The sequence below is a fragment of the Halomonas sp. H10-59 genome (assembly GCF_040070555.1).
Classification (GTDB): domain Bacteria; phylum Pseudomonadota; class Gammaproteobacteria; order Pseudomonadales; family Halomonadaceae; genus Halomonas; species Halomonas litopenaei.
Window position 1 is genome coordinate 1149344 of the sequence record NZ_CP098828.1, and the last position, 25285, is coordinate 1174628.

Annotated in this window: 17 protein-coding genes; 6 read left to right on the top strand and 11 right to left on the bottom strand. The window is 65.2% G+C overall.

Annotation, left to right across the window (positions count from 1 at the left end; translation table 11 throughout):
• Window positions 1-34 precede the first annotated feature (34 nt).
• The 3 genes from NFG57_RS05225 (at window position 35) to NFG57_RS05235 (ending at window position 4333) form a co-directional block, all read left to right on the top strand.
• Window positions 35-1804 carry an SLC13 family permease gene (locus tag NFG57_RS05225; RefSeq protein WP_222515463.1) on the top strand — a complete coding sequence of 590 codons (1770 nt, stop codon included), beginning with the start codon at window positions 35-37 and terminating at the stop codon, window positions 1802-1804.
• Between the two features lie 114 nt (window positions 1805-1918).
• Window positions 1919-2581 (top strand): carboxylesterase, encoded by a 663-nt coding sequence (locus tag NFG57_RS05230; RefSeq protein ID WP_045994375.1) that lies wholly within the window; start codon window positions 1919-1921, stop codon window positions 2579-2581.
• Between the two features lie 186 nt (window positions 2582-2767).
• Complete coding sequence (locus tag NFG57_RS05235; protein WP_348815555.1) at window positions 2768-4333, top strand: sensor domain-containing diguanylate cyclase; 1566 nt, start codon at window positions 2768-2770, stop codon at window positions 4331-4333.
• 324 nt (window positions 4334-4657) lie between these two features.
• On the opposite strand, the gene NFG57_RS05240 is transcribed toward NFG57_RS05235, so the two are convergent.
• The 6 genes from NFG57_RS05240 to NFG57_RS05265 all read right to left on the bottom strand — a co-directional run bounded on the left by NFG57_RS05240 (window position 4658) and on the right by NFG57_RS05265 (window position 12870).
• The gene (locus NFG57_RS05240) at window positions 4658-6061 is read right to left on the bottom strand and encodes a PhoH family protein (RefSeq protein WP_348815556.1); all 1404 of its coding nucleotides are present in this window, start codon (window positions 6059-6061) and stop codon (window positions 4658-4660) included.
• Window positions 6062-6546: 485 nt separating this feature from the next.
• On the bottom strand, window positions 6547-6912 hold the full coding sequence (gene nirD / locus NFG57_RS05245; protein WP_108131501.1) for a nitrite reductase small subunit NirD: 366 nt from the start codon (window positions 6910-6912) through the stop codon (window positions 6547-6549).
• 86 nt (window positions 6913-6998) lie between these two features.
• Window positions 6999-9566, bottom strand: coding sequence for a nitrite reductase large subunit NirB (nirB, locus tag NFG57_RS05250; protein WP_083970584.1), 2568 nt, complete (start codon window positions 9564-9566; stop codon window positions 6999-7001).
• Window positions 9566-10879: an FAD-dependent oxidoreductase gene (locus tag NFG57_RS05255; protein ID WP_045994379.1), complete on the bottom strand. Its 1314-nt coding sequence runs from the start codon at window positions 10877-10879 to the stop codon at window positions 9566-9568. The genes nirB and NFG57_RS05255 overlap by 1 nt, the downstream gene beginning before the upstream one ends.
• Window positions 10880-11179: 300 nt before the next feature.
• Window positions 11180-12274: a CmpA/NrtA family ABC transporter substrate-binding protein gene (locus tag NFG57_RS05260; protein WP_213231244.1), complete on the bottom strand. Its 1095-nt coding sequence runs from the start codon at window positions 12272-12274 to the stop codon at window positions 11180-11182.
• On the bottom strand, window positions 12271-12870 hold the full coding sequence (locus tag NFG57_RS05265) for an ANTAR domain-containing protein (RefSeq protein WP_045994380.1): 600 nt from the start codon (window positions 12868-12870) through the stop codon (window positions 12271-12273). The genes NFG57_RS05260 and NFG57_RS05265 overlap by 4 nt, the downstream gene beginning before the upstream one ends.
• A 749-nt stretch (window positions 12871-13619) precedes the next feature.
• Here NFG57_RS05265 and NFG57_RS05270 point away from each other — a divergent pair.
• Together NFG57_RS05270 and cobA are read left to right on the top strand one after the other, a co-directional pair.
• Entirely contained in the window at window positions 13620-16451 is a 2832-nt protein-coding gene (locus tag NFG57_RS05270; RefSeq protein ID WP_348815557.1) for a nitrate reductase, read from the top strand.
• A 70-nt stretch (window positions 16452-16521) separates the two neighbouring features.
• Window positions 16522-17379, top strand: a complete 858-nt coding sequence (gene cobA, locus NFG57_RS05275; RefSeq protein WP_348815558.1) for a uroporphyrinogen-III C-methyltransferase — start codon at window positions 16522-16524, stop codon at window positions 17377-17379.
• A gap of 18 nt (window positions 17380-17397) precedes the next feature.
• Here cobA and NFG57_RS05280 read toward each other — a convergent pair whose 3' ends face one another.
• The 4 genes from NFG57_RS05280 to NFG57_RS05295 are packed head-to-tail and all read right to left on the bottom strand — an operon-like array spanning window position 17398 to window position 22661.
• Entirely contained in the window at window positions 17398-18714 is a 1317-nt protein-coding gene (locus tag NFG57_RS05280) for a fimbrial protein (RefSeq protein WP_348815559.1), read from the bottom strand.
• The gene (locus NFG57_RS05285) at window positions 18715-21321 is read right to left on the bottom strand and encodes a fimbria/pilus outer membrane usher protein (protein WP_348815560.1); all 2607 of its coding nucleotides are present in this window, start codon (window positions 21319-21321) and stop codon (window positions 18715-18717) included.
• A 9-nt stretch (window positions 21322-21330) separates the two neighbouring features.
• Complete coding sequence (locus NFG57_RS05290) at window positions 21331-22122, bottom strand: molecular chaperone (protein ID WP_124802532.1); 792 nt, start codon at window positions 22120-22122, stop codon at window positions 21331-21333.
• The gene (locus NFG57_RS05295) at window positions 22119-22661 is read right to left on the bottom strand and encodes a fimbrial protein (RefSeq protein WP_124802530.1); all 543 of its coding nucleotides are present in this window, start codon (window positions 22659-22661) and stop codon (window positions 22119-22121) included. The genes NFG57_RS05290 and NFG57_RS05295 overlap by 4 nt, the downstream gene beginning before the upstream one ends.
• A gap of 327 nt (window positions 22662-22988) precedes the next feature.
• Between NFG57_RS05295 and NFG57_RS05300 the strand changes: the two genes are divergently transcribed.
• On the top strand, window positions 22989-24545 hold the full coding sequence (locus NFG57_RS05300) for a phospholipase D family protein (protein ID WP_348815561.1): 1557 nt from the start codon (window positions 22989-22991) through the stop codon (window positions 24543-24545).
• A gap of 179 nt (window positions 24546-24724) precedes the next feature.
• Here the strand turns inward: NFG57_RS05300 and NFG57_RS05305 are convergent, their stop codons facing one another.
• On the bottom strand, window positions 24725-25162 hold the full coding sequence (locus NFG57_RS05305) for a GFA family protein (RefSeq protein WP_045994383.1): 438 nt from the start codon (window positions 25160-25162) through the stop codon (window positions 24725-24727).
• Between the last annotated feature and the right edge of the window lie 123 nt (window positions 25163-25285).

Sequence of the window (25285 nt, forward strand, 5' to 3'; positions counted from 1 at the left end):
ACAATAGGCTGATTCTCTTCAGCAAGGCCACCTCATGTCGCTGGATGCCTGGATCGCCCTTTCCGTTGCCTGTGCCGTCTTCCCGTTGATGGCGCTGACCCGCCTCGGCCCCGACATGGTGCTGATGGGGGCTCTTGTGGTGCTTCTGAGCCTTGGGGTCATCGACGCCGAGCAGGCGTTGGGCGGCTTTTCCAACAGTGGCTTGTTCACGGTCGCCTTCCTCTACATCCTGGTCGCCAGCCTGCGTGATACCGGTGGTATCGATCTGATCATTCGTCACGTGCTGGGACGCCCCTCCGGCGAACGTCACGCCTTGTCACGCCTGGTGTGGCCCGTCACCGCCGTCAGCGGGCTGCTCAACAACACGCCGGTGGTGGCCACCTTCATCCCTGCGGTGATCAGCTGGGGGCGTCGCTTCTCGATTGCCCCGCAGTTGTTGCTGATGCCGCTGAGCTTCGCTTCGATCCTCGGCGGCACCGTCACCCTGATGGGTACCAGTACCAATCTGGTGGTGCATTCGCTGATGCAGGAGCGCTTCCCGGACCTCCACCTGGGGCTGTTCGAAATCGCCTGGGTGGGCGTGCCCATGGCGCTGGTTGGGGTCGTCTACCTGCTGGTAGTAACGCCTCGTCTGCTGTCCAGGCGCCCCGGCAGTGAAGAGGCCTTCGCCAACCTGCGCGAGTTCACCATCGAGATGGAAGTGGATCCGCAGGGGCCGCTGGTCGACCGCACCGTCGAAGAGGCCGGGCTGCGGCATCTTTCCGGGCTCTTCCTGGTGGAAATCGAACGCGGTGGCAATGTGGTCAGCGTGGTGGGGCCGGGTGAACGTCTCAAGGGTGGGGATCACCTGGTCTTTGCCGGCACCACTGAGGGGGCAGTGGAATTGCAGCAGATGCGCGGTCTGAGGCCATCCCGCCTGGGGGAGTCGCATCTTGAGAAGGAGTTTCGCGAGCGCCGCCTGGTGGAAGCGGTAGTCTCCGACCAGTGCCAGTTCATCGGGCAGAAGATTCGCGACGGCCATTTTCGCACGCTCTATGGCGCCGCTGTGCTGGCGGTCTGTCGTGGCGGGCGCAGGGTGGCGGGTAGCCTCGGACAGATTCGTCTGCAACCCTCCGATGTGCTGTTGCTCGAGGCGCGCCCGGCCTTTATCGAACGTCATCGACAGTCTCAGGACTTCCTGTTGATCAGCCAGGTCAATGGTCAGGCCAGGCCCGCCTTCGATCGAGCGCTACGCGCCTGGGCGATCCTGGCGACGGTAGTGGTGCTGGCCTCCACCGGGCTGATGAGCATGATGAACGCCGCCATGCTGGGCGCCACGGCAGCCCTGTTGAGCGGCTGTGTCAGCGTCCGCAGTGCCCGTCGCGGCATGGACACCCAGGTGTTACTGACCATCGCCGCATCCTTTGGCCTGGGCGCCGCACTGCAGACGTCCGGGGCAGCAGATGTGGTGGCCCGTGGGCTGCTGAGTGTCGTCGGCGACAGTCCCTGGGCGCTGCTGGTGGGCACCTACTGTGTGGTGGCGCTGCTGACCTCGCTGGTGACCAACAACGCCGCAGCGGTCATTACCTTCCCCATCGCCATGGCAGGGGCCGAGAGTCTCGGCGTCAATCCCTTGCCCTACGTGGTGGTGGTGATGTTTGCCGCATCGGCCAGTTTTCTCACCCCGATTGGCTATCAGACCAATCTGATGGTCATGGGCCCCGGTGGCTACCGGGTTCAGGATTACCTCAAGCTCGGCGGCCCCCTTAATCTGCTGACTGCCGTCGTGGTGCTGACGCTGACCCCCTTTTTCTGGCCGTTCTAAAAAGCCCTGTGTGCTTCTCGGTAGCCGGGTGACTTCACCTGTTTGGCTCGTCCCCTCTGGCGCATTGCGGTAGGCTAGGAGGTTGTGCTTTGCAACATAGACTGAGATCTGCCCATGAGCGACAACGACCAGCTGGTCATCGAGCCCCGAGGCGAAGCGGACGCCTGCATGATCATTCTTCACGGCCTGGGAGCGGATGGACGTGACTTCGAGCCGGTGGTGCCCATGCTGCCAAGGCCCGGTTACGCTCAGATCCGATTTATCCTGCCCCATGCACCGCGCTTGCCGGTCACCATCAATGGTGGCATGGTCATGCCCGCCTGGTACGACATTCTCGAGATGAGCCTGGACCGTCGGGTGGACGAGATGCAGCTGCGGCTGTCGGCCGAGCGGGTCAAGGGCGTCATACAGTCCCAGATCGATGCCGGTATCGACAGCCGACGTATCCTGCTCGCCGGGTTTTCCCAGGGTGGGGCCGTTGCCTATGAGGCCGCCTTCAGCTTTGACAAGCCGCTAGGCGGTCTGCTGGCGATGTCCACCTACTTCGCCACCGCGAACTCGATCGAGCTGAACGAGGCCAATCGCGACCTGAGGGTGGAAATCCATCACGGCAGCATGGATCCGGTGGTACCCGAATCCCTGGGCCGAGCCGCCTTCGCTCGTCTGGAGGAGCTTGGTTATCACACCGTCTATCGGCAGTATCCCATGGCTCACGCGGTCTGCCCGCAGCAGATCGGGGATATCGGCGAGTGGATGAGTGAGCTGCTGGGACAGTGAGTCCTGAGGCTGCTTTGCTCAGCCTGTGAACATGAGACTTTTCATCCTGCGAAGGAAGTCTGGTTCTTCTAAGCTTTTCTCGTACAAAAAATTAAGAAAAAGCTTACGGGAACTAAGGTGATGTCTGTATGGAGGTTTTTCCGTCGCGACAAGTCAAAGGCTGAGAGTGGCACACCCCCACAGACCATGACGGTCAGTGACGGGGAGTCGGGGGCCGAGGCCCTGCTGGGCGCCGCGCCGGGGTCCGCCTTGTTGCTTGACCATGAAGGAACCATCGTCTGGGCGAACGCTCGTCAGTGCAATGAACTGGGCAAGTCTCTGGCAGACATCAGGGGGCTGCGCCTGACCGATGTTCATTGCAGTACGGCAGCCGAGACACTGGAGCTGGCCCTTGCGCGTTGTCGCGAGGGAGGCGGGAGCTGGGAAGGCGTGGTGGCCTGTGACGGGGTTGGTCGTCTACGTCACCTTGGTACCAGCATCCACCCGGTGTCGTGGTGCGCTGCCCGCTGGATGCTGATGAAGCACGACGTCAGCCGGTTGCAACTGCAGGCGGCGTCAGCTCAGCGACTGAGCCGCACCATTGAAAGCCGCATGGCGAGGCTCCCGGGAGTGGTGTTCCGGCTGCGCCAGTCGCCCGGGGGAGGCTTGTCGTTTGACTACCTGGGACCTGGCTTCGAATCCCAGACGGGGCTGTCTCGTCAAAGTGCCCTGGAAGACGTCGAGGTCGTGCTTTCCAGGCTGGACGAAGATGCGCGTGAGCAGTTTATGCTGGCGCTCGCCCAGTCGCTGGTCAGCCTCACACCCTGGCACCTGGATATCACCCTGGGTGATGCTCAGGAGACCGTCGCGGAAGGACAGCGCTGGTTCGAGGCCAGGGGCACGCCCCAGCGATTCGATGACGGCACCGTGGTCTGGGATGGCCTGCTGCTGGACGTGACCCAGCGCAAGCAGGCAGAGTCGCGTGTCGCCAAGCTGGTCAGCACCGATGTCCTCACCGGCGTGATGAATCGCCGTGCCTTCCTCGAGGCAGGAGCGCGGGTACTCGCCCGATTGCGGCGCCGTGGCGAGCCAGCGGTGCTGGCGATGCTGGATCTTGACCATTTCAAGTCACTGAACGATGCCTACGGCCACGCCGCCGGGGACATGGTGCTGAAGGCTTTCGCCGATACCTGTCGTCTGAGCCTGCGCCCCTATGACCTGCTGGCGCGTATCGGGGGCGAAGAATTTCTGGTACTGCTCGGTGACGTTCATGCCGAAGACGCCTGGGACATACTGGAGCGTCTTCGAAGCAACGTGGAAGCATCGACCTTGAAGGTCGACCGTCGTGCCCTCAAGGTAACAGTGAGCATGGGAGCCATCTGTGTCGGGCAGGACGAAAGTCTCGACATGGCCATGCGGCGTGTGGACGGAGCGCTCTACGATGCCAAGCGTGCCGGTCGCAACCAATTGAAGGGCCTCCTTCCTGAGTATGAACGCGATAACCTCGCGTTGAGCAAGGCCCTGGCATCATCCACCATCTACAAGGAGATCGAGATGGCGTTGAGCGAAGATCTGCGGATCCCCAAGCCCTGCCCGAACTGCGGCAGCTACAACATGCGAGTCCCCAGCACCAAGAATCCCGATGAAAAGGTGCACTGCGCTTCCTGCCAGACCTACGTCTGCCTTTACGCCGAAGCGGAGGAGATGATCGAGAAGACACCCAAGAGCGAGTCCGAGGAACTGATCGAGAAGGCCATGAACCGTGATAAGTGACCGGGACAAGTGAAAGTGTCAGCTCCGGGCCGAACGCCAGCGCCCCCGCCTTGCAGGCGGGGGCGCTTTCGTTTCGTTGGGGGGAGGTGCTACAACAGCTCTTCGCCGGCCAGGGCCAGGCGCGAGCGCTCGACGCTCTTCAAGGTGTCTTATGAAGAGCTGGCCGGCATGGGGCCAGCTCTTGACGGTACTGTAGTGACGGTGTTGTAGGGAGCGTACCACCGCCGCCATGCCATGTCGGCTCTCTAGATGCCAGCGCCCCCGCCTTTTCGGGCGGGGGCGCTTTGGTTTCGTTGGGGCGCGCGTTCGTTCCGCTGGGGGCGCTTACAACAGCTCTTCGCCGGCCAGGGCCAGGCGAGAACGCTCGACGCTCTTCAAGGTCACATGGCCGGCATGGGGCCAGTTCTTGAAGTTCTGAACCACTGTGGCCATGCCGCAGGTATTGGCGGTGAGGTAAGGGGTGTCGATCTGGCCGACGTTGCCCAGACAGACGATCTTGGTGTTGCGTCCCGCTCGGGTGATCAGGCTCTTCAACTGCTTTGGCGTAAAGTTCTGGGCCTCGTCGATGATCAGGAAGGTGTCGTTGAGGGTGCGTCCACGCATGAAGCCCGGCGCCCGGATTTGCACGCGTGAGCCCAGCAGTTGGCGCGTGGCGTCCTGGTTCCAGGTCGAGCTTCCGTCATGCTCGTCGCGCAGCAGGTTGTCCATGTTGTCGTGGAAGGCGCCCATCCAGGGCGACATCTTTTCCTCTTCGGTGCCGGGCAGAAAGCCGATGTCCTCGCTCATGGAGATCGGCGCCCGTGTGAACACTACCCGTTCGAAGCGCTTGGTATCGAGGGTCTGCTGGAAGGCCGCGGCCAGGGTCATGAAGGTCTTGCCGGTACCGGCACTACCAGCCACCGTGACCAGGTCCACGGCGTCGTCCATCAGCAGGTTCAGGGTGAAATTCTGCCGGCTGTCGTGGGCGTGTACTCCCCAGACGCTGGCGCCGTGACGATAGTTGGTCAGAAGCTCCAGGGTGGCCTGGTGGGGGGCGAGTTCGCGCACGATGGCCTCGAAGCTGGCCTCGCCGTCGGCGTCGGACACCAGCATGCCCAGGTGCCAGTGCTGGGGAATCTCGCCACTCAGGCAATAGATGACACGGTCATGGTCGCGCTCGACCTTGACGTCCAGCGCCATGGCGTCCCACAAGCCACGGCCGGCGTCCTCATACACAGCGACACCGTCGGTCATGGCGTCGGAGTCATCGAAGGCGCGATCGGTCAGGTAGTCCTCGACCGGCACGCCGAGGGCGGCGGCCTTGACCCGCAGGTTGATGTCCTTGGTGACCAGGATCACCGAGGCGTCGGGGCGTTCCTGACGCAGTCGGCAGGTCTCGCCGAGCAGACGATTGTCGGGGCTGTCTTCCAGGTTGTCGGGCAGGGTGAGGTCGGAGTAGCAGAGCAGTCTCAGTCGGCCATCTGGTCCGCTGACGCGGGTGATGGGAATACCTTGGCGTATCTGGTCGATGTCGACGTTGGCGGTCAGGTCAGAGAGGGTCCGGCTGACTTGCCGGGCGGTGCGGGCGATTTCGCGGATGCCATTCTTGTGCTTGTCGAGCTCCTCGAGCACGGTCATGGGGATAACCACTTCGTGCTCTTCGAACTGGTAGAGGGCGCTGGGATCATGGATCAGTACGTTGGTGTCCAGCACGTACAGTCGGGTGGCCTTCTTGTCGATGCGTACCATCGGCACAGCTCTCCTGATTGTCACCTTGGGCGTCAACATGACGCCTTGATGTCGACACTCTCAGCGCGCGATGTCAGGAATGTGACAGCCGCCAAGGTGTCGGATTGCACACGATAGGCTCCTCCTGTGGCCATGAAACGGTTCTCAACCGATTCTCAACTGATTCTCAAACCCTTGGGCGGGTTGGCCGTTACTTGCAGCTTGTCCCGCTGTGGCGCAAGACGTGCTGCCAACGGCGCTTCTTTACATTGGACCCTGTTTCGGTCCAGCGGTGCCCTTGAGTCAAGCATGGACGATGACAAAAATGCTGCAAGGGCGAAGTGTCAACGCTGCGCTATCAGGTCAATTCTTCGGTCAACCTTCCCACTCACGCCAGGCCGGTCCTCTGTGATTCGGCCGCGACGGCCATATCCTCCGAGATGACGGTCAGGACCGAGCCCGCCAGCTTTCGTGCCGCACAGGCCCGGGCCGAAATGCTGCGGCGCTCAGGGTGCGATCATTACCCTGTCCTGGTCGAAGGCCACCGCCCAGATGCGCAGCGAGACGCTGTCGTCTTCCACGCAACGGCCGTCCTTGAGGCGAAAGTGCTGCTTGTACAGGGGAGAGGCCACCACTGGCTCTCCCTGGATGTCGCCGACGATGCCTCGGGCCAGCACATTGGCCTTGGCGATGGGGTCGTGGTGGTCGATGGCGAACAGTTCCTGGCTATGCCCTGGCAGGTAGAACAGCGCCACCTGGGCGGGGCCCTCGGCGCTGTCGATCCAGGCGGCGACACCGGAGAAGGGCACCAGGTCGCTGCGCTGGCACAGCGGTATCCAGTCCAGCGAACGGCTGATGGAAGAAGCGGTCATGGAAGACTCCTTGTGGTGTTGTCGGCGGCCCGTCTCGTGACGAGGTGTGGTCACGAGGGCGGAAACGGTGGTTGGCTGAGGCTTGCTCAGGCTGGGCGGAGCTGACCGCGTTCCTCGGTGACGATGATGTCCGGGTCGGGACGGCTGTCGTTGACGTAGCTGCGAAAGCGCTTGAGCTTGTCCGGATCGGCCAGGGCGCCCGCCCACTCGCACTCGTAGGTATCGATGACGTGCTGCATCTGGCGTTCGAGCTCCTCGCCGATGCCCAGACTGTCGTCGAGCACCACCGCCTTGAGGTAGTCGAGGCCTCCCTCGAGGTTTTCGCGCCACACAGAAGTCCGCTGCAGTCGATCGGCGGTGCGTACGTAGAACATCAACAGACGGTCGATGGCCTGGATCAGGGCCTGGTCATCCAGGTCGGTGGCGAACAGCTCCGCATGACGCGGACGCATGCCGCCGTTGCCGCAGACGTACAGGTTCCAGCCATGCTCGGTGGCGATGACGCCGATGTCCTTGCTCTGGGCCTCGGCGCACTCGCGGGTGCAGCCGGACACCGCAAACTTGAGCTTGTGCGGCGAGCGCAGCCCCTTGTAGCGATGCTCCAGTCGCAGCGCCATGCCGACGCTGTCCTGGACGCCGTAGCGGCACCAGCTGCTGCCGACGCAGGATTTCACCGTGCGCAGCGACTTGCCGTAGGCGTGCCCGGTCTCGAAGCCAGCCTCGATTAGCTCCTCCCAGATGGCCGGCAGGTCTTCCAGGCGCGCGCCGAACAGGTCGATGCGCTGGCCACCGGTGATCTTGGTGTAGAGGCCGTACTTCTTGCCCACCTGGCCCAGCACGATCAGCTTGTCCGGGGTGATCTCACCGCCGGCGATACGCGGCACCACGGAAAAGGTGCCGTTCTTCTGCATGTTGGCCATGAAGGTGTCATTGGTATCCTGCAGCGGGATATGCGCCGCGTCGGTGATCGGCTCGTTGAAGCAGGAGGCCAGGATCGAGGCCACCGCCGGCTTGCAGATGTCACAGCCGAGACTCGGCGCCCCGTCGTCCAGAATGGTGCCGTGTCGGGTCATCAACTCGCTGAAGGTCTTGATGCCCTCGACCCGGACGATATCGAAGAGCTGCTGGCGGGTGTGGGCAAAGTGCTCGCACAGGGAGGTGTCGACCTCCATGCCGCGGGCCGCCAGTTCATGGTCGAAGACGTTCTTGAGCAGCGCCGCACAGCCGCCGCAGCCGGTACTGGCCTTGGTCGTCCCCTTGACCGCGCCGAGGTCCTCGCAGCCGGCGTCGATGGCGGCGCTGATGGCGCCCTTGGTGACGTTGTGGCACGAGCAGATGGTGGCACTGTCCGGCAGGGCGTCCGGGCCCAGCGCCGGCGCCGGTTCGCTGGAGGGTACGATCAACGAGGCGGGGTCCGCCGGCAGATCCAGGCCATTGGCGTAGTACTGCATCAGGCTGTCGTAGGCGGAGTTGTCGCCCACCAGCATGGCGCCGAGCAGGCGCTTGCCGTCACCGGAAACCACCAGCTTGCGATAGACCTGCTGGATCTGGTCGAAGTATCGGTACTGCTTGGCGCCGGGATGTCGGTTGGCGTGGGCGTCGCCGATGGCCCCCACGTCGACCCCCATCAGCTTGAGCTTGGTGCTCATGTCGGCCCCGGTGAAGGTCGAATCGCCACCGCACAGGGTGTCGGCCGCGGCCTTGGCCATCTGGTAACCGGGGGCGACCAGGCCGAAGATGCTGTTGTTATACAGCGCGACCTCGCCCACCGCGAGGATGGCGGGATCGCTGGTCAGGCAGTGGTCATCGATGACCACGCCGCCACGTTCGCCGATCTCGAGCCCGCACTCGCGGGCCAGCTCGTCCCGGGGGCGTATGCCGGCGGAGAACACGATCAGATCGGTCTCCAGCACCTTGTCGTCCTGAAATACCATGCGCAGACGGCTGGCTTCACCGGGGACGATCTCGCGGGTCGCTCTTTCGGTCAGCACCTGGACGCCCAGGCCCTCGATCTTTTCCTTGAGCAGTTCACCGCCTTGCTCGTCCACCTGCATCGGCATCAGACGCGGGGCAAATTCGACCACCGCGGTGTCCAGGTCGAGGCCGCGCAGGGCGTTGGCGGCCTCCAGTCCGAGCAGTCCGCCCCCCACCACCACGCCGGTATTGGCGGTGGTGGCGGCGGCGCGAATGGCGTCGAGATCGTCCAGGGTGCGGTAGACCAGGCAGCCCTCGCGATCATTGCCGGGAATCGGCGGGACGAAGGGGAAGGATCCGGTGGCCAGCACCAGACGGTCGAAGTCGAGGTAGCCAGCGTCGGTGTGAACGCGCCGTGCATCGCGATCGATGGCGGTGACAGCCTGGTGCAACTTGAGCTCGATGCCGTGCTCGGCGTAGTAGTCGGCGGTGGACAGCGCCAGGGACTGGGCGTCGCGGCCACTGAAGTACTCCGACAGGTGCACTCGGTCGTAGGCCAGATGACGTTCCTCGCCGAACACCACGATGCGGTAGCGGCGGTGCTGATCACGTTCGACCAGCTGCTCGACCAGGTGGTGACCGACCATGCCGTTGCCTACCACGACCAGGGTGGGGCGGGTATCCGCGGCGTTGCTGTCGGGAGCATTGTGTGCGGCGAGATTGTGCTTTGTGCTGGACATCAGGCGGCATCCTGTTCGGTGGTCGATGGGTCGGTGTCGGTGGTGGCGTCGTCCGCCAGCAGAGCCTCGGTATCGGCCTGGCCCAGCAGCAGCGAGTGACGCACTCGGTCCAGTCGCAGGCCTTGCTCGGCGAGCCGGAATAACCAGGGGCCCATGCGGGTATCGCCGTAGAGCACGGCGCCCTCGAGTCGGCCGTCGCGCAGCAGAAGTCGGCGGTATTCGCCCTGGTCGCGGTAGCTGAGGACCTCATGTCCGTCCTCGGCCTCGGTGGGGCCGAAGGCGTACAGCGAGACGCCGGAAACCTTGAGCTTGGTGGCGCAGGCGCGTTCGTGGTAAGGCGCCGAGGGCTCGCCGCACAGGCGACGGGCCAGTACCTCGACCTGATGCCAGATCGGCTCCACCAGACCGTAGGTGGTGTCCTCGAACTGGCAGCATTCGCCGAGGGCAGAAATGTCGGGGTCCGAGGTGGCCAGGGTGTCGTCGACGACGATGGCGCGATCGCAATCGAGCCCCGCATCCCTGCCCAGCTCGGCGTTGGGGGTGATGCCGGCGGCGATCACCACGCAGTTCGCCGGCAGCAGGCGCTCGTCGTCTTCCAGGCGTACGCCGATCACCTTGCCGTGCTCATCGCCGACGATCTCGGCCAGCCGCGCCCCGGTCTTCAGATGGATGCCGCGTCCTTCGATTTCGCTTGCCAGCATGGTGCTGGCGGTGGCGTCCAGCTGCCGGTTCATCAGGCGCGGTGAGCGTTGCAGCACGCATACCTGCATGCCTCTGGCGGCGAGGCCGGCGGCGGCCTCCAGGCCCAGCAGGCCACCACCGACCACCACCGCCGCGCCGCCAGCCTTTGCTGCGTCGGCCAGGCGCGCCGCATCGTCCAGATCGCGAAAGCCCGACACGCCCGTCAGCGTGATGCCGGGGATCTGTGGCATGGCGCTGCGCGAACCCAGCGCCAGCACCAGGTGGTCGTAGGGGATCACCTCGCCGTCGTCGCACTCGACCAGGCGCCGGGTACGATCGATCCGTTCCACCCGCGCGCCCAGGCGCTGATCGACCGTGACGGCGGAGTCATGCGGCGGTGTCAGCGTCAATCCATCCTGCTCGACATCGCCGGCCAGCCAGCTCGACAGCAGAATGCGGTTGTAGGCCGCGTGCGGTTCGGCGCCGATCACGGTGATGTGTCGTGGGGCACCACTCTGGGCCGCCAGGGTCTCGATCAATCGATGCGCGGCCATGCCGTTGCCGACGATCACCAGGTGGGGAAGACGTGCGTCATCAGACCTCGTCGGGGAAGACGAGCCGGCCTGGGTCATTTCGGAACGGGACCTTGAGTCAGGCAGGCCAGAGGAACGGGGCCTGGAGTCAGAAGGACCAGTGGAATAAGGCATCGCATGGGCTCCAAAAACGCCAAAGACGTCTCTCACACCTCCGGCGTCGGAGGGTGAAGAGACGTCTTTGTCTAGTGTCGGTGCGATCGCCGTTGACCGCCGCCGGCATTCGCCGGCACTTGCTACAGGCTATCCAAGTTTCATGCCTGTTTTACGTTTTGTGCAGGTAAAACAGCCTGTTGGTGCAGGCCCTGGTGGCGGGCGTCAGCACCGGTCAGGCAGGGTTCAGGGCGTGTCGGCACCGTACTGGTGCGTGGCGGCGTCGTAATGCACAGCGCTGTAGCACTCCTCCAGGGTGGCGGTGTCGAGCTGTCGCCCGCGAGCCTCGAGCAGCGGCGACAACCGCTGGATCAGCCCCTCGAAGTCGGCCGTCAGGGGGCGCAGTCGCTCACCGATGCAGGGGTAGCCCGGGGCGGCTTCCAGCGGCAGCTCGTCGAGATGGCCTACGGCTTCATCGAGGTAGGGGGGCAGTGCCAGCCAGGCCAGGGTCTGGCGTCTGGCCTCAGGCGCCTTGTCCAGCCACAGGGCGGCGGCCTGGAGGGCGCGCAGCAGCGCGGACAGGGTATTCGGGTAGCGCCGCGCCCAGGAGGCCGTCACCCCCAGCACCTTCTCGGGATGCGCCGGCATCAGTTCCGCACCGCTGGCTACCACTCGACCCACCTGACGATGCTGGGCCAGGCTGCCCCAGGGCTCGCCGACGCAGAAGCCATCGATCTCGCCTTCGCGCAGGGCGTCCACCATGCGCGGTGGCGGCAGCGCGACCAGTTCGACCTCGCTGTCGACATTGATGTCGCCGCGGGCCAGCCAGTCACGCAGCAACAGGTGCTGGCAGGAGTAGGGGTAGACCATGGCCAGGCGTGGCCGGGTGCCTTCTTTCAGCGAGGCCTTGAAGCGTCGGGCGAGTTCGCTGGCCGCGCCGAAGGCGCCGGGCTCCCCGCTGTGGACCGAAGCGCCGACCGCCTCGGCCAGGCGGCGAGACAGCACCAGCGTATTGCCCTGGCGGCTCAGCACCGCGGCGGCCAGGGTGTCACAAGGCGCGCGGGACAGCCCCAGGCTCATGGCCAGCGGCATCGGCGCCAGCATCTGGGCGCCGTCAAGCAGGCCGGCGGCGACCTTGTCGCGCAGGGTGGACCAGGCGTTCTCGCGTGACAGGCTGACCTCGACCCCCTGGGCGGCGAAGAAGCCTCCTTCCCGGGCGATGATCAACAGCGCAGCATCCAGCAGCGGCACGAATCCCAGGGTCAGGCTGGCGAGCTCGGGTGGATGCGGCGCGCCAGTTCTGGACGTGCTGGCCGCGTCAGAAGACAGCGATGGACTCATGATCCCTTCTCCAGTGGCTTGAGGATGTCGATGACGTTCTGGGCGACCTGTGCGATGCGCTGGCCGCGGTCCATGGCCAGCTTGCGCAGCATGCGGTAGGCCTGTTCCTCATCGCAGCTCTGATGCTTCATCAACAGGCCCTTGGCCTGTTCGATGCGCTTGCGGTCGGCGAGCTGGTTGCGTGCCTTGTCGAGGTCGCGGCGCATTCCCTGAAAGGCTTCGAAGCGGGCGATGGCGACATCGATGACCGCCTTGACGCGGTTGGCCGCCAGACCGTCCACCACATAGGCGCTGACGCCGGCCTTCACCGCCGCCTTGAGCGATTCGGGGTCGTGCTGGTCGGCGAAGAACACCACCGGTCGAGGGTTTTCCCGCTGCAGCAGCGCCATGCTCTCCAGGGTGTCCCGGTCAGGCGATTCCATGTCGATGATGACCACGTCGGGTTGATGCTGCTGCACCATGTCGTTGAGGCTGGCCGGGCTTGACAGTCGGCAGACCACCTGGTGTCCGTCCAGCGCAAGCGCCTCTTCGACCATGGCGGCGCGCACTATCTCGTCGTCGACCAGCAGGACCTTCAAGGTGTCGTGTTCGGGCATGGGCGTGGCTCGATGATGCTGTCGCTCGATAGAGCTCGAGTCGACATGATGAGGGGTGCACCTTGGGTGCCTCTGCACCTGTCAGCGCAAAAGGCGTTCCATTTTCGATCTTGTCGTTTTCTGTCAGGGAGATAACCCCCTGCAAAGCCGCCGCCGTGCCCCCGCAGATATGCCGGGCAGGCGCTCGCGCACCGAAAGGGTGCGTAAACGGTGGCCTCCATCGTTCGTTGTGGTGCGAGCCTGGGGTCTGTCAGACGTCTTCTCGCCACCATCGCCTGGGCAAACGTCAGAAAAAAACGTCGTGGCTTCAATTGGCTGGCACCAGCATTCCACACTGCAGGGGGCGATTATGGTGTTCTGGCACAGGGTTTGCTTTGGTTACTGGCAAAGCTAGTGCCGTTGTTGGTGCCATGGGCATCACTAAGCCGAGCCAGATGACTACGTCGAGCCCGATCACTAGGCCGAGCCAGATCACTAGGCCGAGCCAGGAAGGGTCCCGACGCTGGTGGCGGGTGGGCCGGTTCGACAACTCGTCTGCAACGGGCGCTAGCACACACGAAATCCAGCGCGGGATTTCATCCGGCAACGACGCCCATCTCCTCGAGCCTCGCTCGACGGGATGGGCGTCGTGCGTTTTTGGGCCTGAGCAAGGCCCGACCGATCAAGGCCCGGCCGCTAGCGGAGCGATGATCTGCCGATGAGATGCCGACGATATGCCAAGGCAGCAAGATGGCCGACAGGAGAGCGCGATGACCCGGACGGATAGCGACAGCACGGAGATCGACAGCGGTGCAGGCGGCGAGGCCACAGGTACCACCTGTCCCTACTGCGGGGTCGGCTGCGGCGTCGAGCTTCGTCGCGATGGCGAGTCGGTCACCCTCCAGGGCGATCGGGATCACCCGGCCAACTTCGGGCGCCTGTGCGTCAAGGGCTCGGCCCTGGCGGAGACCCTGGGCGTTCAGGGGCGCTTGACGCGACCCAGGGTGGACGGTCGCGAGACCGACTGGGACAGCGCGCTGGACGCCGTCGCCGAGCGTATGGGAGCGATTGCCGAGGGCAGCGGTCCAGATGCCATTGCCGGCTACCTGTCCGGGCAGCTATTGACCGAGGACTACTACGTCGCCAACAAGCTGTTCAAGGGGTTTCTCGGAACACCGCACCTGGATACCAACTCGCGGCTGTGCATGGCGTCAGCGGTGGCGGCCTACAAGCGCACCCTGGGCGCCGACGCCGTCCCCTGCAACTACGAGGACCTGGAAGAGGCCGAACTGGTGGTGCTGGTGGGGTCCAATCTGGCCTGGAACCATCCGGTGCTGTATCAGCGGCTGCGTCTGGCCAAGACCCGCAATCCGCTGATGCGGGTCGTGGTCATCGATCCTCGGGTCACCGACAGCTGCGAGATCGCCGATCTGTACCTGGGGCTGCGCCCCGGCAGCGACGCTTTGCTGTTCAATGGCCTGCTGGCCTGGATGGCCCGTCGCCAACGGCTCGATGAGGTCTATCTGAAGCGCCATGTGGACGGCGCCGAAGAGACGATTGCCGCCGCCCTGGACGAGGCCTCGGACATCGAGGCGGTGGCGGCGGCCTGCGATCTCGACGCCGAGCGCCTCGAGACCTTCTACTACTGGTTTGCCACCCAGCTGCACGTGGTCACGCTTTACTCCCAGGGGGTCAACCAGTCGACCAGCGGCACCGACAAGTGCCAGGCCATCCTCAACTGCCACCTGGCCGGCGGCAAGATTGGCCTGCCCGGCGCAGGACCCTTTTCCATCACCGGCCAGCCCAACGCCATGGGCGGGCGCGAGGTCGGTGGGCTGGCCAACCAGCTGGCCGCCCATATGGACTATCACACCCCGGGTGCCATCGAACGGCTGACGCGCTTCTGGTCGACCGAGGCGCTGGTGCCAAGGCTTCCCCGGGAGCCTGGCCACAAGGCGGTCGAGCTGTTTCAGGCCGTCGAGCGCGGCGACATCCAGGCGCTGTGGATCATGGCCACCAATCCCCTGGTGAGCCTGCCGGATGCCGACCGGGTGCGCCGCGCCATCGAGCGCTGTCCGCTGGTGATCGTGTCGGAGTGCATGGCCGACACCGACCTGGTGGAGCTCGCCGATATCGTGCTGCCGGCCAGCGGCTGGTCAGAAAAGGACGGTACCGTCACCAACTCCGAACGGCGTATCTCGCGCCAGCGCGGGCTCCTGCCGCCGCCTGGCGAGGCCCGCCACGACTGGTGGATCCTGTGCCGCGTGGCCGAGCGCCTGGGCTTCGGCGAGGCCTTCGCCTATGACCACCCCTGCGAGATCTTCGACGAGCATGCGTGCCTGTCGGGCCTCGACAACCAGGGACGGCGGGCCTTCGATATTTCCGGGCTGGCGGGGCTGTCCCGGGTCGAGTACGACGATCTGGCTCCGATCCAGTGGCCGGTGACGGCAAGCGCACCACGAGGCACCGCGCGGCTGTTCGAAAGCGGCCGCTTCTACACCGAGAGTGGCCGGGCCCGGCTGTGGCCGGTGAGCGCGCGGGCGCCGCGCCAGGCGACTGATGCCGACTTTCCGCTGCGGCTGAATTCGGGGCGGGTGCGCGATCAGTGGCACACCATGACCCGTACCGCCAGGGCCAGCCGACTGATGAATCACCGCTCCGAGCCCTTCGTCGAGGTCCATCGGGATGACGCCGAGGCCCTGGGGCTGTGTGACCAGGGGCTCGCCAGGATCCGCTCGCGCAGCGGCGAGATGCGCGCCCGCGTCAGGGTCTCTGCCGCCCAGCGCCGTGGGGAAGTGTTCGTGCCGATCCACTGGACACCGCGCTTCAGTCACTCACCGCTGGCGGGGAGCCTGTTCGCCCCGGACGTCGATCCGCTTTCTGGCCAGCCGGAGACCAAGCATGGCGCGGTGGCGGTCACGCCGCTGCAGCACGCCTGGGAGGCGACACTGGTGGTTTCCCGGGCACTGGCCCAGCAGGGACCGCCCGAGGGTTCGGGCCTGGCCGCGCGGGTGGTCGAGGGGACGAACTACTGGACGCGGGTCCCGCTGGCCTCGGCGGAGCGTTGGCAACTGGCCGGTGAGCCGATCGAGCCAGGGGATGTTGAGAAAGGGTGTGTCGAGAAAGCGGGTGTCGACCGCGACTGGCTCGACTGGGCCGCACGCCAGTTGCCGGGGGAGCTGGGCCCGGTGGCCCAGGACCCGGCCAGCGGTCGCTGGCGCCTGGCGGGGTTCGAGCAAGGACGCCTGTGCTGGTGGCTGATGGTTGGCCCCGTCAGCGAACTGCCGGGGCTTGGCTGGCTGTGCGAGCGCTTCGACGAGGCCGCGCGTGGCGAGGCCATGGGGCAGCAGCATCGGCGGCGAGTGCTGGCGGCCTGTCATGACGGCGCCGCCGACCAGGGGCCGATCGTGTGTAGCTGCCATCAGGTGGGGCGTACCCCGATCCAGCGGGCGATTCGTGCCGGCGACGACAGCGTCGAGGCGCTCGGTGCGCGGCTGGCCTGTGGCACCCAGTGCGGCAGTTGTATTCCCGAATTGAAGAGTCTGGTGGAAGAGGAGAAGAGCCGTGGTCGCATCGAGCGCGCACAACCCCAGTCGGCCTAGAGACCGGCAGGGTCACCTTGCTGAAGCGGGGACGAAGCCTTGGCTGGCACGTCGTCTGGACGGGCTGTCGATGCTGCTGGGGCGACTGGCAGGGCAAAGCCAGCATTGGGCCGACCGGCTGGCTTCCCTGTCCGCTGCCAGCGGCGCTGGCCATCGGTCAGGCGGCGCTGTTGGCCGGGTCGCGCTGGTGGGGGCTGGCAGCGGTGCGGGTGAACTGCTGACGCTCAAGGCGCTGGATCGGATCGAACACGCCGACGCGGTGGTCTACGACCGCCTGGTGGGGCCCGAGGTACTGGCGATGATTCCGGCCGGTGTCGAGCGCCACTATGTCGGCAAGGCCAGGGGCCACCACAGCGTCGATCAGGCGCAGATCGGCACCCTGCTGGTGGCGCTGGCGCGCCAGGGCAAGGCGGTGGTGCGTCTCAAGGGCGGCGATCCAGGCATCTTCGGGCGCCTCGGGGAAGAACTCGACGCCCTCGACGAGGCCGGCATTGCGCGTGAGATCGTGCCCGGCATCTCGGCGGCGGCCAGCGCCTGCGCCGCCATGGGGATTCCGCTGACCGATCGCGGCCACGCCCAGAGTCTTCGTCTGATCACCGCCCAGCAGTGTCGCGAGGGGGGCGAGCCGGACTGGGCATCGCTGGCTCGACGCGACGAGACCCTGGTGTTCTACATGGGGCTCAACAAGCTCGGCGCGATTACCCGCGGCCTGCGTGGCGCAGGCCTGCCACAGGACTGGCCGGTCATGCTGGTGGCCAACGCCAGTCTTCCCGAGATGGCCTCGTTGGTGGGCACCCTTGGCGATATCGATCAGCGCCTGGCCGCGAGCCCCCTGCCATCCCCCTGCCTGATCATCGTCGGCGGCGTGGTGTCGCGAGTCGCCGGCAGCCGGGCGAGCGTTGCTGAACCGGCTGCCAGCCTGTCGTAGAGTGAAGACGGTGGAAGCTCATTTAGGCGACAGCACCAGAGTGGCATGGCCGTTGGCGGTACCTGGCGTGACGGTGCCGGTCTTCACGTAGCGGGCCAGAAAGTCGAGCATCAAGATGTTGCCGCCCTGCGCATGAAGGTTGGTGTCGATCCAGCGGTAGGCATCGAAGGCGCTGCCTTCGGGGGTGATCGGCAGTGGCGCCAGGCTACCTGTGTGGATCAGCTGGATACCCACGCCGCTGGCGCTTTGCTCTTCGTTGTCCAAGGCCAGAATGCCCTGATTCCCGCCGGGATCGTAGGCCGCCGCCTTGCCCAGCACGGCCCACTTGATGTCGCCGTCGGTGTGACACCAGGCGGTGACGTGCACCGGGGTGTCGGCGACGCCCGTGGCGGGCTGGCCCAGGGTGGTGAAGCGATGGCTGCCTACCTCTCCCAGTGACACCGAGACATTGTTGATGCCATGGCAGGGATTGATTCGAACCCGAGTGCCCTGGGCCAACTGCAGCCTGACCAGATTGAACAGTTCGTGGTTGGCCCCGGAGGGCGTGCCTTGGCTGTTCAGCAACGAGAACAGGCTGAAGCCGGCGTTGTTGTTGTTCTGAAGCTGTACACCGCTGGTGCCGGGGGAACCGGCCATGCGGTAGAGCGTGACCTTGATCTGGAAGGGGGGAAGCTGGCGCCAGTTGACGGCGTAGTCGCCGATGGGGCAGTTGATTTCTATCAAGGGGGGGTAACCCTCGGCGGCACCCGTCCCCAGCAGGGCGTCGCGGCAGGGGATGCCGTGGATCTCCTCGCCGATCGGCGGAAGGTTCTTGTTGGGGGAAGCGGAGACCCAGGAGAACGCATGGGCGTTGCCGTTGACCAGCAATTCGGTGGTATAGCCGACGCTGCCGCTGCCCCCGCCGCCGTAGGGATTGCGGCTACCGCTGTCCTGCATGATGTAGACGCGCCCGTCGGCGCTGTCCACGCTGATGCCGGGGACCGGGTAGTAGCCGCTGGACTGGGAGTAGTGCTGCTCGAGCCACCAGTACTTGATCGCGTCGTCCTGATTGTTGCAGGTAGCGACCCAGCCTCCTTTGATCGCATAGAGCTGGCTGCCGGGGATGACCGCCGTAGCGATGGGCGTGCCGACGGCCACGTTTTCGTCGAGCACGATCTCGGCGCCAAAATTTACCGTCAGAGGCTTGTCACTCCATGGTGGGTTGATACGTCCGCAGTTGGCCTCCACCGAGGTCACCGACAGCAGTGCGGCGATCGACAGCAGCAAGCCGAGAAGTCTGACGGCGAAACGCAGCGGAGCGCTCGCGCTGCGGGTCTTCAAGCCGATGGTGCGCATTCACGTTGTCTCCAGCAGGTCTTTCGGTGGTGTCGGCTGGCAGGGGCTGGTGACGATCGGTATCTCGTCGCTGTCCGTCGGAGGCGTCCAGACAGGACGTGCCCAGCAACGTCGTTCGCCCCCCAGCGTCACCTGGAGCGAGGTACCGGGCGTCAGATCGCGCAGTAGCAGCATGCCGCCGGCGCCGACCACCCCCAGCTTGCGTCCGTCGGTGGCGCTGACTTCGGCGCCCAGCGGTACGCCCCGGCCGTTCTGCTCCAGCACGATCACCACCGGCAGCCCGGTTCGAGTGGCGAAGCGCAGTGGCACCACCGCGCCGGCATAGGGCGCGACATCGATCGAAGTCCGCTGAAATTCCACCGAGGTGGCGGCGCCGCGCGGGTCCAGCTGGACCTCGTTGTCGTGGTAGGCCGTCAAATAGGGGACCAATGCCTCGCCGTCATCGTCGAGGGTCAGGTTGGCGGCGTTGGTGACGCGAGCGCCGGCGCCCCCCGGGGCGCTGACCAGGCCTACGGTATCGCTGGTGCTCTGGCCGAAGGTCACGCCGTGGCGGTGTACCAGCACGGCGCCGCTGGCGCCGATGGAAAGTTGCCGGTAGTCGTCGCTTTTCGAGCCTGCCGCGGTGAAGCGGCCGACGGAGGTTCCGCTCGACAGGTTGAGCCCATAGGAGCGGTAGCGCTCCTTCGGGCCGCGGGTCTGATTGGCGAATAGCCCGTAGGACAGCTCGCGTTCGTCGTCCAGGGTGCCGGTGAGGTCGAGGTGGGCATCGTCATGATGGCGGCTGTCACGACTGGCGGAGACACCCAGACGTGGGGCGAAGGACGCGTTGGACAGTGGCAGCGTCAGCGATACCAGCGCCCGGTGCTCGGCCTCTCCTTCGCGGTTGTCGGTGCGCGACAGGTTGAGGGCCAGGCTGACGCGCCCGATGCGGTGACTCAGACTCAGCTGGTAGGACGACTCGGTGCCGCCGCGATGCCAGTAGTCCGCCAGGCTGCCGGTTGCGGAGATGCGTGTACGTGGCCCGAGGGGCTGGCTCAGATTGAGCTGCAGACGACTGCGTTGATCGATGGTCGTGCTGTTGTCTACGTATCCTTCGTCTGCCTGAGCGTCGTCGTCAGCGTCGGCAATCCAGGCGGCGTCGGCCAGCGACACGAACCCCGTGGTCGAGTAGCGATATGCCGCCAGATTGATGTCGGTATCGGTGGATTGCAGGTGGCGGCTGTAGGAGGCCTCGAGACTCCAGCCGTTGCGCCCTCCCTGGGGAAGGTCGGCATGGGCGTACTGGGCATCGACAGCAATGGCCCCCGCGGGGGTATTGAAGGCGGCGCCGATCAGTGGAGACCAATAGTGTTCACTGAGCTGGGCGCCGCCGTAGGCGGTGATGGCGTTGCCGAGCCCCCGTCGATAGCCGGCCTCCAGCAGTGAGGGAGGGTCATCGAGGCCTTTGGCATGGTACTGACCGGCGGCCAGCGAGAGGCGCGATTGCCCCGGTCTCAGCAGGCCCGGGACGGCAGCGTAGGGCACGCTGTAACGCTCGACGCGTCCATCGGCCTCGGTGACTTTCACCTCAAGATCGCCCCCGTAGCCGGTGGGATAGAGGTCGTCGATCTCGAAGGGGCCGGGAGGCACGCTGGTCTCGAGCAGACGCCGTCCCTGCTGGGAGATGGTGACATGCGCCTGGGTTCTGGCGCTGCCGCGGACCACGGGAGCGTAGCCACGTCGACTGTCGGGCAGCATGCGGGTCTCTGTGCGTAGCGTAACCCCGCGCAGCGCCAGCGAATCGAAGAAGTCCCCTCGGGTGTTGATCTCGCCGGCCCGCAGCAGCAAGCCCTGGTCCGGCAGGGGCCGCTGAACGTAGTGATGAAGGCTGTCCCAGTCGACGTCGCCGTCATCGCTGCGGGAAACGTTGAGGCTGCTGCGAAACTGCCACAGGCCAAGGTTGGCGCCGAGCGTCGTGCCGAGAAAGGCACTTTGATAGTGCCCTTCGTCGGTGCTCGAGCGATAACCGTTCACTTGATAGTTGGCCAGCAGGGCGGTGGTGCCGGGCTCCCAGCGCGCGCTGTCGACCTGGCCACGAGGCAGCCGATGAAGCAACGCCTGGGGCACGCTGAGGTGGGCACGCAGGTCACCGATGGCGAGATCCAGGCTGGCGCCGGGCAGGGCGGCGTCCACCCCCAGAAAGCAGTTGGCGTCCAGCCGGCAGCTATGTCGCACTTCCTGTTCGAGGGCCGGCTCAAGGCGTGCGGCCAACCAGGCGTCCAAGGGCAGGGTAAGTCGCTGTGTTCCGTCCGGGATGTCCTCGACACGTAGCGGATAGCGTCCCAGCGGCGTCTGGTTGAGGGTCAGATCGACCAGATAGTCGCCTGGTAGCACGTAGTCCGGTCGGGAGAAGCGACGCATGTCGAGACTGGCGTCTTCGAGGAAGGCTGGGTCGAAGGTTACCTCGTCGGCCTGGACCGGCCGTGGCCCAGTTACCGTCGCCACCACAGCAGCCGCGACCACCAATGCCGCTCGCCACCGGTAGCGCCCGGCGGTGAAGCACCACCGGCAGGGGGGAGGATGTCTGGCAGCGGCCAGCGGCGTCGACTCGGTAGACGGTAGTGCCATGTCGTCGGTTCATTCGGTGTCCGGGATGGCCTCGCGCACCACGACGGCGCCGTAGTCGTTGATCGCCCGGTACCACAGTGATGACCCTGGCGCAGGCCTCGTCTGCAGTGACCAGCTTGCCTCGCTGTGCGGAGCCAGCATGTCGAGGGAAAGATCATCGTGGTCGCTGAACTGCCGCCAGGCACCGCCGATCAACGACACGTGGTAGTTCGAGGGGTTGTCGCACACCAGGCGCAGGTCGGGGCCAGGCGCCAGATGCCACTGAAGATTGGCGATGGCGTCGCCGGGTTCACCGGCGAGGCCCGTCGGACGATAGAACAGTTTCAGGCGTGTCAGGATGCCTAGCTGCAGTCGGTTGGTGGTCCCCTGGGGTAGCGGTGGCACCTCCTTGATGTTGAGCCAGTAGAGCGACTCCTGGTCGGACCTTTCCACGTCGCGAATGCGCAGGATACGCAGGGTCTGACTCTCACCGGGGTCGAGACGGAATACCGATGGCGTCACCAGAAATGGCGACTCGGCGTCCCGCGCCGGGCGCCCTCCGGCGTGGCGGTCGGCCCAGGCCTGGACCAGCACCGGGACACTATCCTGGTTTTCCAGCCGGAGCGTCTGCTCCCTCTGGACCTCCTGATAGATGACGCGGGTGCCATTGATGGTGATGCTGGCCTCGGCCTTGTGGCCTGGCAACGCCGCGATCATGAGCGCAAGACACAGACTCAGACCCAGGCCGAGGGCGTGTATCACCAGTCGCTGCCACGCCCGCATGGCAAAGGGCGAGGCGCCGGGGCCTTCTATCGCGGTCATTGGTAGACAATCTCGATATTGCCGCTGGCCTTGACGGTGCCGGCGGTTACCGTGGCGGCGGTGGACTGGTACCAGGCGCTCAGGGAAATGACCGTCGTGTCATCGCCTGCCACGATGTCCACCGGCGGGGTGCTGTCGTTGTCGGCCGCCTTGACCCAATCGTCGTTGGCATCGTAGACGGCGATCCCCACGTCCTTGGCGGTGCTGTCGCTGGTGAGCAGGAATAGCCCGGTGACCGGATCCACCTGGGTGTCATCTCCGGTAAAGCGCACCGAGACCTTGTTGCGGCCAGTGGTGCCGGCGGCGCATTTCAGCACGAGCTGGAAGGCCTTCTGGCCTGCTCGGGTGCCGGAGGCACCGAAGGCGCTGGTGGACACCTTGGGTAGCGTCACGGTAGTGGCGGCCGTCGGTATGGTGCAGTTGGCCGCGACGATTTCGCCGGTGAAACTGATGGTACCGTCGGCGGCCTGGGTCGAGGTGCCGGCAAGCAACAGAGCGACAAGGCTCAGCCGGGCGATGGAGAAGTGACGGACGGGCATCGTGGTTTCCTCTTGTTCGGGGCAGTCGGCTTTTCACGGCGGTGGAGAAGGCCTGCGTGAGGGGATCGGGGAAAGGCTATTAGAAAAAGTAAAATTAGATTTGACGTAAATCAGTGCAGCGACGAACGAAGGCTGCAAGCGCTCGTTGTGGTCAATATGGCGTTCGGGTGGCAACGGTGGCCGCGTGGGGGTGGCATCGAGAGGGCATTCGAGAGGTTGATCGAGGGGGCGGCCGAGGAGGCCGGCGATGAGAAAAAGCCTTGCGGTGGTTCTTCTGCAACTTCGCTATGCTGTAACGGCCAACCCAGCGACGAATGGAACTCTCGAATGCCCGTTATCGGAAAACCGCTGATGCTTGCCCTGTGGCTATCGGTGGCCGTGTTGTTAACTGGATGCAGCGGCCTGCCCTCCCTGGAAGGGCGTAGCCAGACACAGCATCTGACGCTGGAGCAGGCCCGCGACACGGCGCTCGGCGAGATGCTGGCACCCTATGTGGATGCCCATCCCGGCAAGAGTGGTATCCATACTCTGCGCAATCCCCACGACGCCTTTGCCGCACGACTGTTGCTGGCGGAAGCGGCAGAGCGGACCCTCGATGTCCAGTATTACATCTGGCACGACGACATCACCGGCTCGATGCTGTATCAGGCCATGCTGGACGCCGCCAATCGTGGCGTGCGCGTCCGCATGCTGCTCGATGACACCAACACTGCAGGGCTCGATGACAAGCTGGCAGCGCTGGATGCTCACCCCAATATCGAGATACGCCTGTTCAATCCCTTCGTGGTGCGCTCACCGCGGTTTATCGGCTACCTGACCGACTTTTCCCGGGCCAATCGGCGCATGCACAACAAGTCACTGACGGTGGACAACCAGGCCACCATCATCGGCGGGCGCAATATCGGCGACGAGTATTTCGGCGCCGGCGACAACGTGATGTTCGCCGATCTCGATGTCGTCGCCGTGGGGCCGGTGGTCGAGCAGGTCTCTGAAGACTTCGATCTGTACTGGGCCAGCCAGTCCTCCTACCCGGCCAGTCGGGTGCTCGACTCGGCGGGGCGCCAGGGGCTGGCACGCTTCGAGCAGGCCTCGGTGGAAATCGTCCGTACCCCTGATTCGCTGGAGTACCGGCAGGCGCTGGACGAAAGCCAGTTCATCGAGTCGATCGAGGACGGTAGCCTTGAGCTGGTCTGGGCCAACACCAGAATGGTCAGCGACGATCCGGCCAAGGGCCTGGGGCTGGCCGCCGATGAAGACCTGCTGACCGGACGCATACGTGGCCTGCTGGGGCCGCCCCGGGACAGCGTGCATCTGGTGTCGCCGTATTTTGTGCCGGTAGAGAAGGGCACTCGCATGTTCGCCGATCTAGAGGCGCGCGGCGTGGAGGTGACCATTCTGACCAACGCACTGGAGGCGACCGATGTGGCCGCGGTGCACGCCGGCTACGCCAAGCGGCGACGCGAGCTGTTGGAGGCTGGCGTCCGGTTGTTCGAGCTCAAGCGGGCGCCAGATGCGCCGGGGCGCAGCGAATCTGCCGGCCCCTTCGGCAGCTCGGGTGCCAGCCTGCACGCCAAGACCTTCGCCGTGGACGGCGATCGGCTGTTCGTCGGCTCGTTCAATTTCGACCCACGCTCGGCGCGACTGAATACCGAACTCGGCTTTATCATCGAGAGTCCGGAGCTCGCTCAGGAAATGCAGCGGGTGTTCAATACCGACGTGCTCGACAACGCCTACGAGGTCAAGCTGGACGAAGACGGCAGCATGATCTGGCTGGAGCGCACGCCGCAAGGGGTAGTGCAGTACGACGGCGAGCCCAACGTGGGCATCTTCCGCCGGGCGGCGGTAACCTTGATCTCGGTGCTGCCGGTGGAGTGGATGCTTTAGCGTCCCGAGCGGCAAGTGCCGAGATGCCAGGACAAGACTCGGCTCGACACGGCTCGATACAAAGACAGGACGGCCAGCATTGCGCTGGCCGTCCTGGTGTTATCTGGGGGAACAGGACGGGCTCTGACGCAAGTGGCGAAAGTCACCAACGCTGGCCAAGGGCCTGGCAGGAGCCAGTCTCAGGTGTCCTTGGAAAACGCCTCGAACAGTTCCTGGCCTGTCAGATTGCGGGTGTCGTTGCCGAAGTGGTACCAGTGGGGCTTCTCGTCGATGAAGATCTGGAGGTCGAACCGCCAGGCTTCTCCGCTGTCGATCAGGCCAACGGGCACCGAAGTGTGCTCGCCGTTCTTCAATCGGTAGAACAGGTGGGTGCCGCAGTGGCGACAGAAGGCACGCTCGGCCCAGTCGGACGATGAATAGAAGGTGACAGCCTCTTCGCCTTCGAGCGTCAGCTGACTGACCGACTCCAGTGCCAACAGCGGGCCGCCGCCCCAGGTTCGACACATCTGGCAGTGGCAGGCGCCGACGCTCTGCTGTTCAAGTGCTACCTTGAGTGTCACCGCACCGCACAGGCAGGTACCGCTCAGGCGCATGGCCTGGTCTGCTGTCGCGTTCATGGACCGTGCTCTCGTCAGTGGGGGCTACTCCCCAAGACTAGCAGAACTGTGCTGGATGACCGCCTTGAAGAAGGGGGTGAAGGCGGGGGCTTGAAGGCGGGGGCGTCAGCCCCCGCTTGCAGT

Excerpts from the sequence above, each read along its gene's own strand:
- nirB (WP_083970584.1), bottom strand. The coding sequence starts at position 9,566 with ATGTCCAGCACAAAGCACAATCTCGCCGCACACAATGCTCCCGACAGC.
- NFG57_RS05255 (WP_045994379.1), bottom strand. The coding sequence starts at position 10,879 with ATGACCCAGGCCGGCTCGTCTTCCCCGACGAGGTCTGATGACGCACGT.
- nirD (WP_108131501.1), bottom strand. The coding sequence starts at position 6,912 with ATGACCGCTTCTTCCATCAGCCGTTCGCTGGACTGGATACCGCTGTGC.
- NFG57_RS05230 (WP_045994375.1), top strand. The coding sequence starts at position 1,919 with ATGAGCGACAACGACCAGCTGGTCATCGAGCCCCGAGGCGAAGCGGAC.
- NFG57_RS05240 (WP_348815556.1), bottom strand. The coding sequence starts at position 6,061 with ATGGTACGCATCGACAAGAAGGCCACCCGACTGTACGTGCTGGACACC.
- NFG57_RS05225 (WP_222515463.1), top strand. The coding sequence starts at position 35 with ATGTCGCTGGATGCCTGGATCGCCCTTTCCGTTGCCTGTGCCGTCTTC.
- NFG57_RS05270 (WP_348815557.1), top strand. The coding sequence starts at position 13,620 with ATGACCCGGACGGATAGCGACAGCACGGAGATCGACAGCGGTGCAGGC.
- NFG57_RS05235 (WP_348815555.1), top strand. The coding sequence starts at position 2,768 with ATGACGGTCAGTGACGGGGAGTCGGGGGCCGAGGCCCTGCTGGGCGCC.
- NFG57_RS05290 (WP_124802532.1), bottom strand. The coding sequence starts at position 22,122 with ATGACCGCGATAGAAGGCCCCGGCGCCTCGCCCTTTGCCATGCGGGCG.
- NFG57_RS05305 (WP_045994383.1), bottom strand. The coding sequence starts at position 25,162 with ATGAACGCGACAGCAGACCAGGCCATGCGCCTGAGCGGTACCTGCCTG.
- NFG57_RS05300 (WP_348815561.1), top strand. The coding sequence starts at position 22,989 with ATGCCCGTTATCGGAAAACCGCTGATGCTTGCCCTGTGGCTATCGGTG.
- NFG57_RS05265 (WP_045994380.1), bottom strand. The coding sequence starts at position 12,870 with ATGCCCGAACACGACACCTTGAAGGTCCTGCTGGTCGACGACGAGATA.
- NFG57_RS05285 (WP_348815560.1), bottom strand. The coding sequence starts at position 21,321 with ATGGCACTACCGTCTACCGAGTCGACGCCGCTGGCCGCTGCCAGACAT.
- cobA (WP_348815558.1), top strand. The coding sequence starts at position 16,522 with ATGCTGCTGGGGCGACTGGCAGGGCAAAGCCAGCATTGGGCCGACCGG.
- NFG57_RS05295 (WP_124802530.1), bottom strand. The coding sequence starts at position 22,661 with ATGCCCGTCCGTCACTTCTCCATCGCCCGGCTGAGCCTTGTCGCTCTG.
- NFG57_RS05280 (WP_348815559.1), bottom strand. The coding sequence starts at position 18,714 with ATGCGCACCATCGGCTTGAAGACCCGCAGCGCGAGCGCTCCGCTGCGT.
- NFG57_RS05260 (WP_213231244.1), bottom strand. The coding sequence starts at position 12,274 with ATGAGTCCATCGCTGTCTTCTGACGCGGCCAGCACGTCCAGAACTGGC.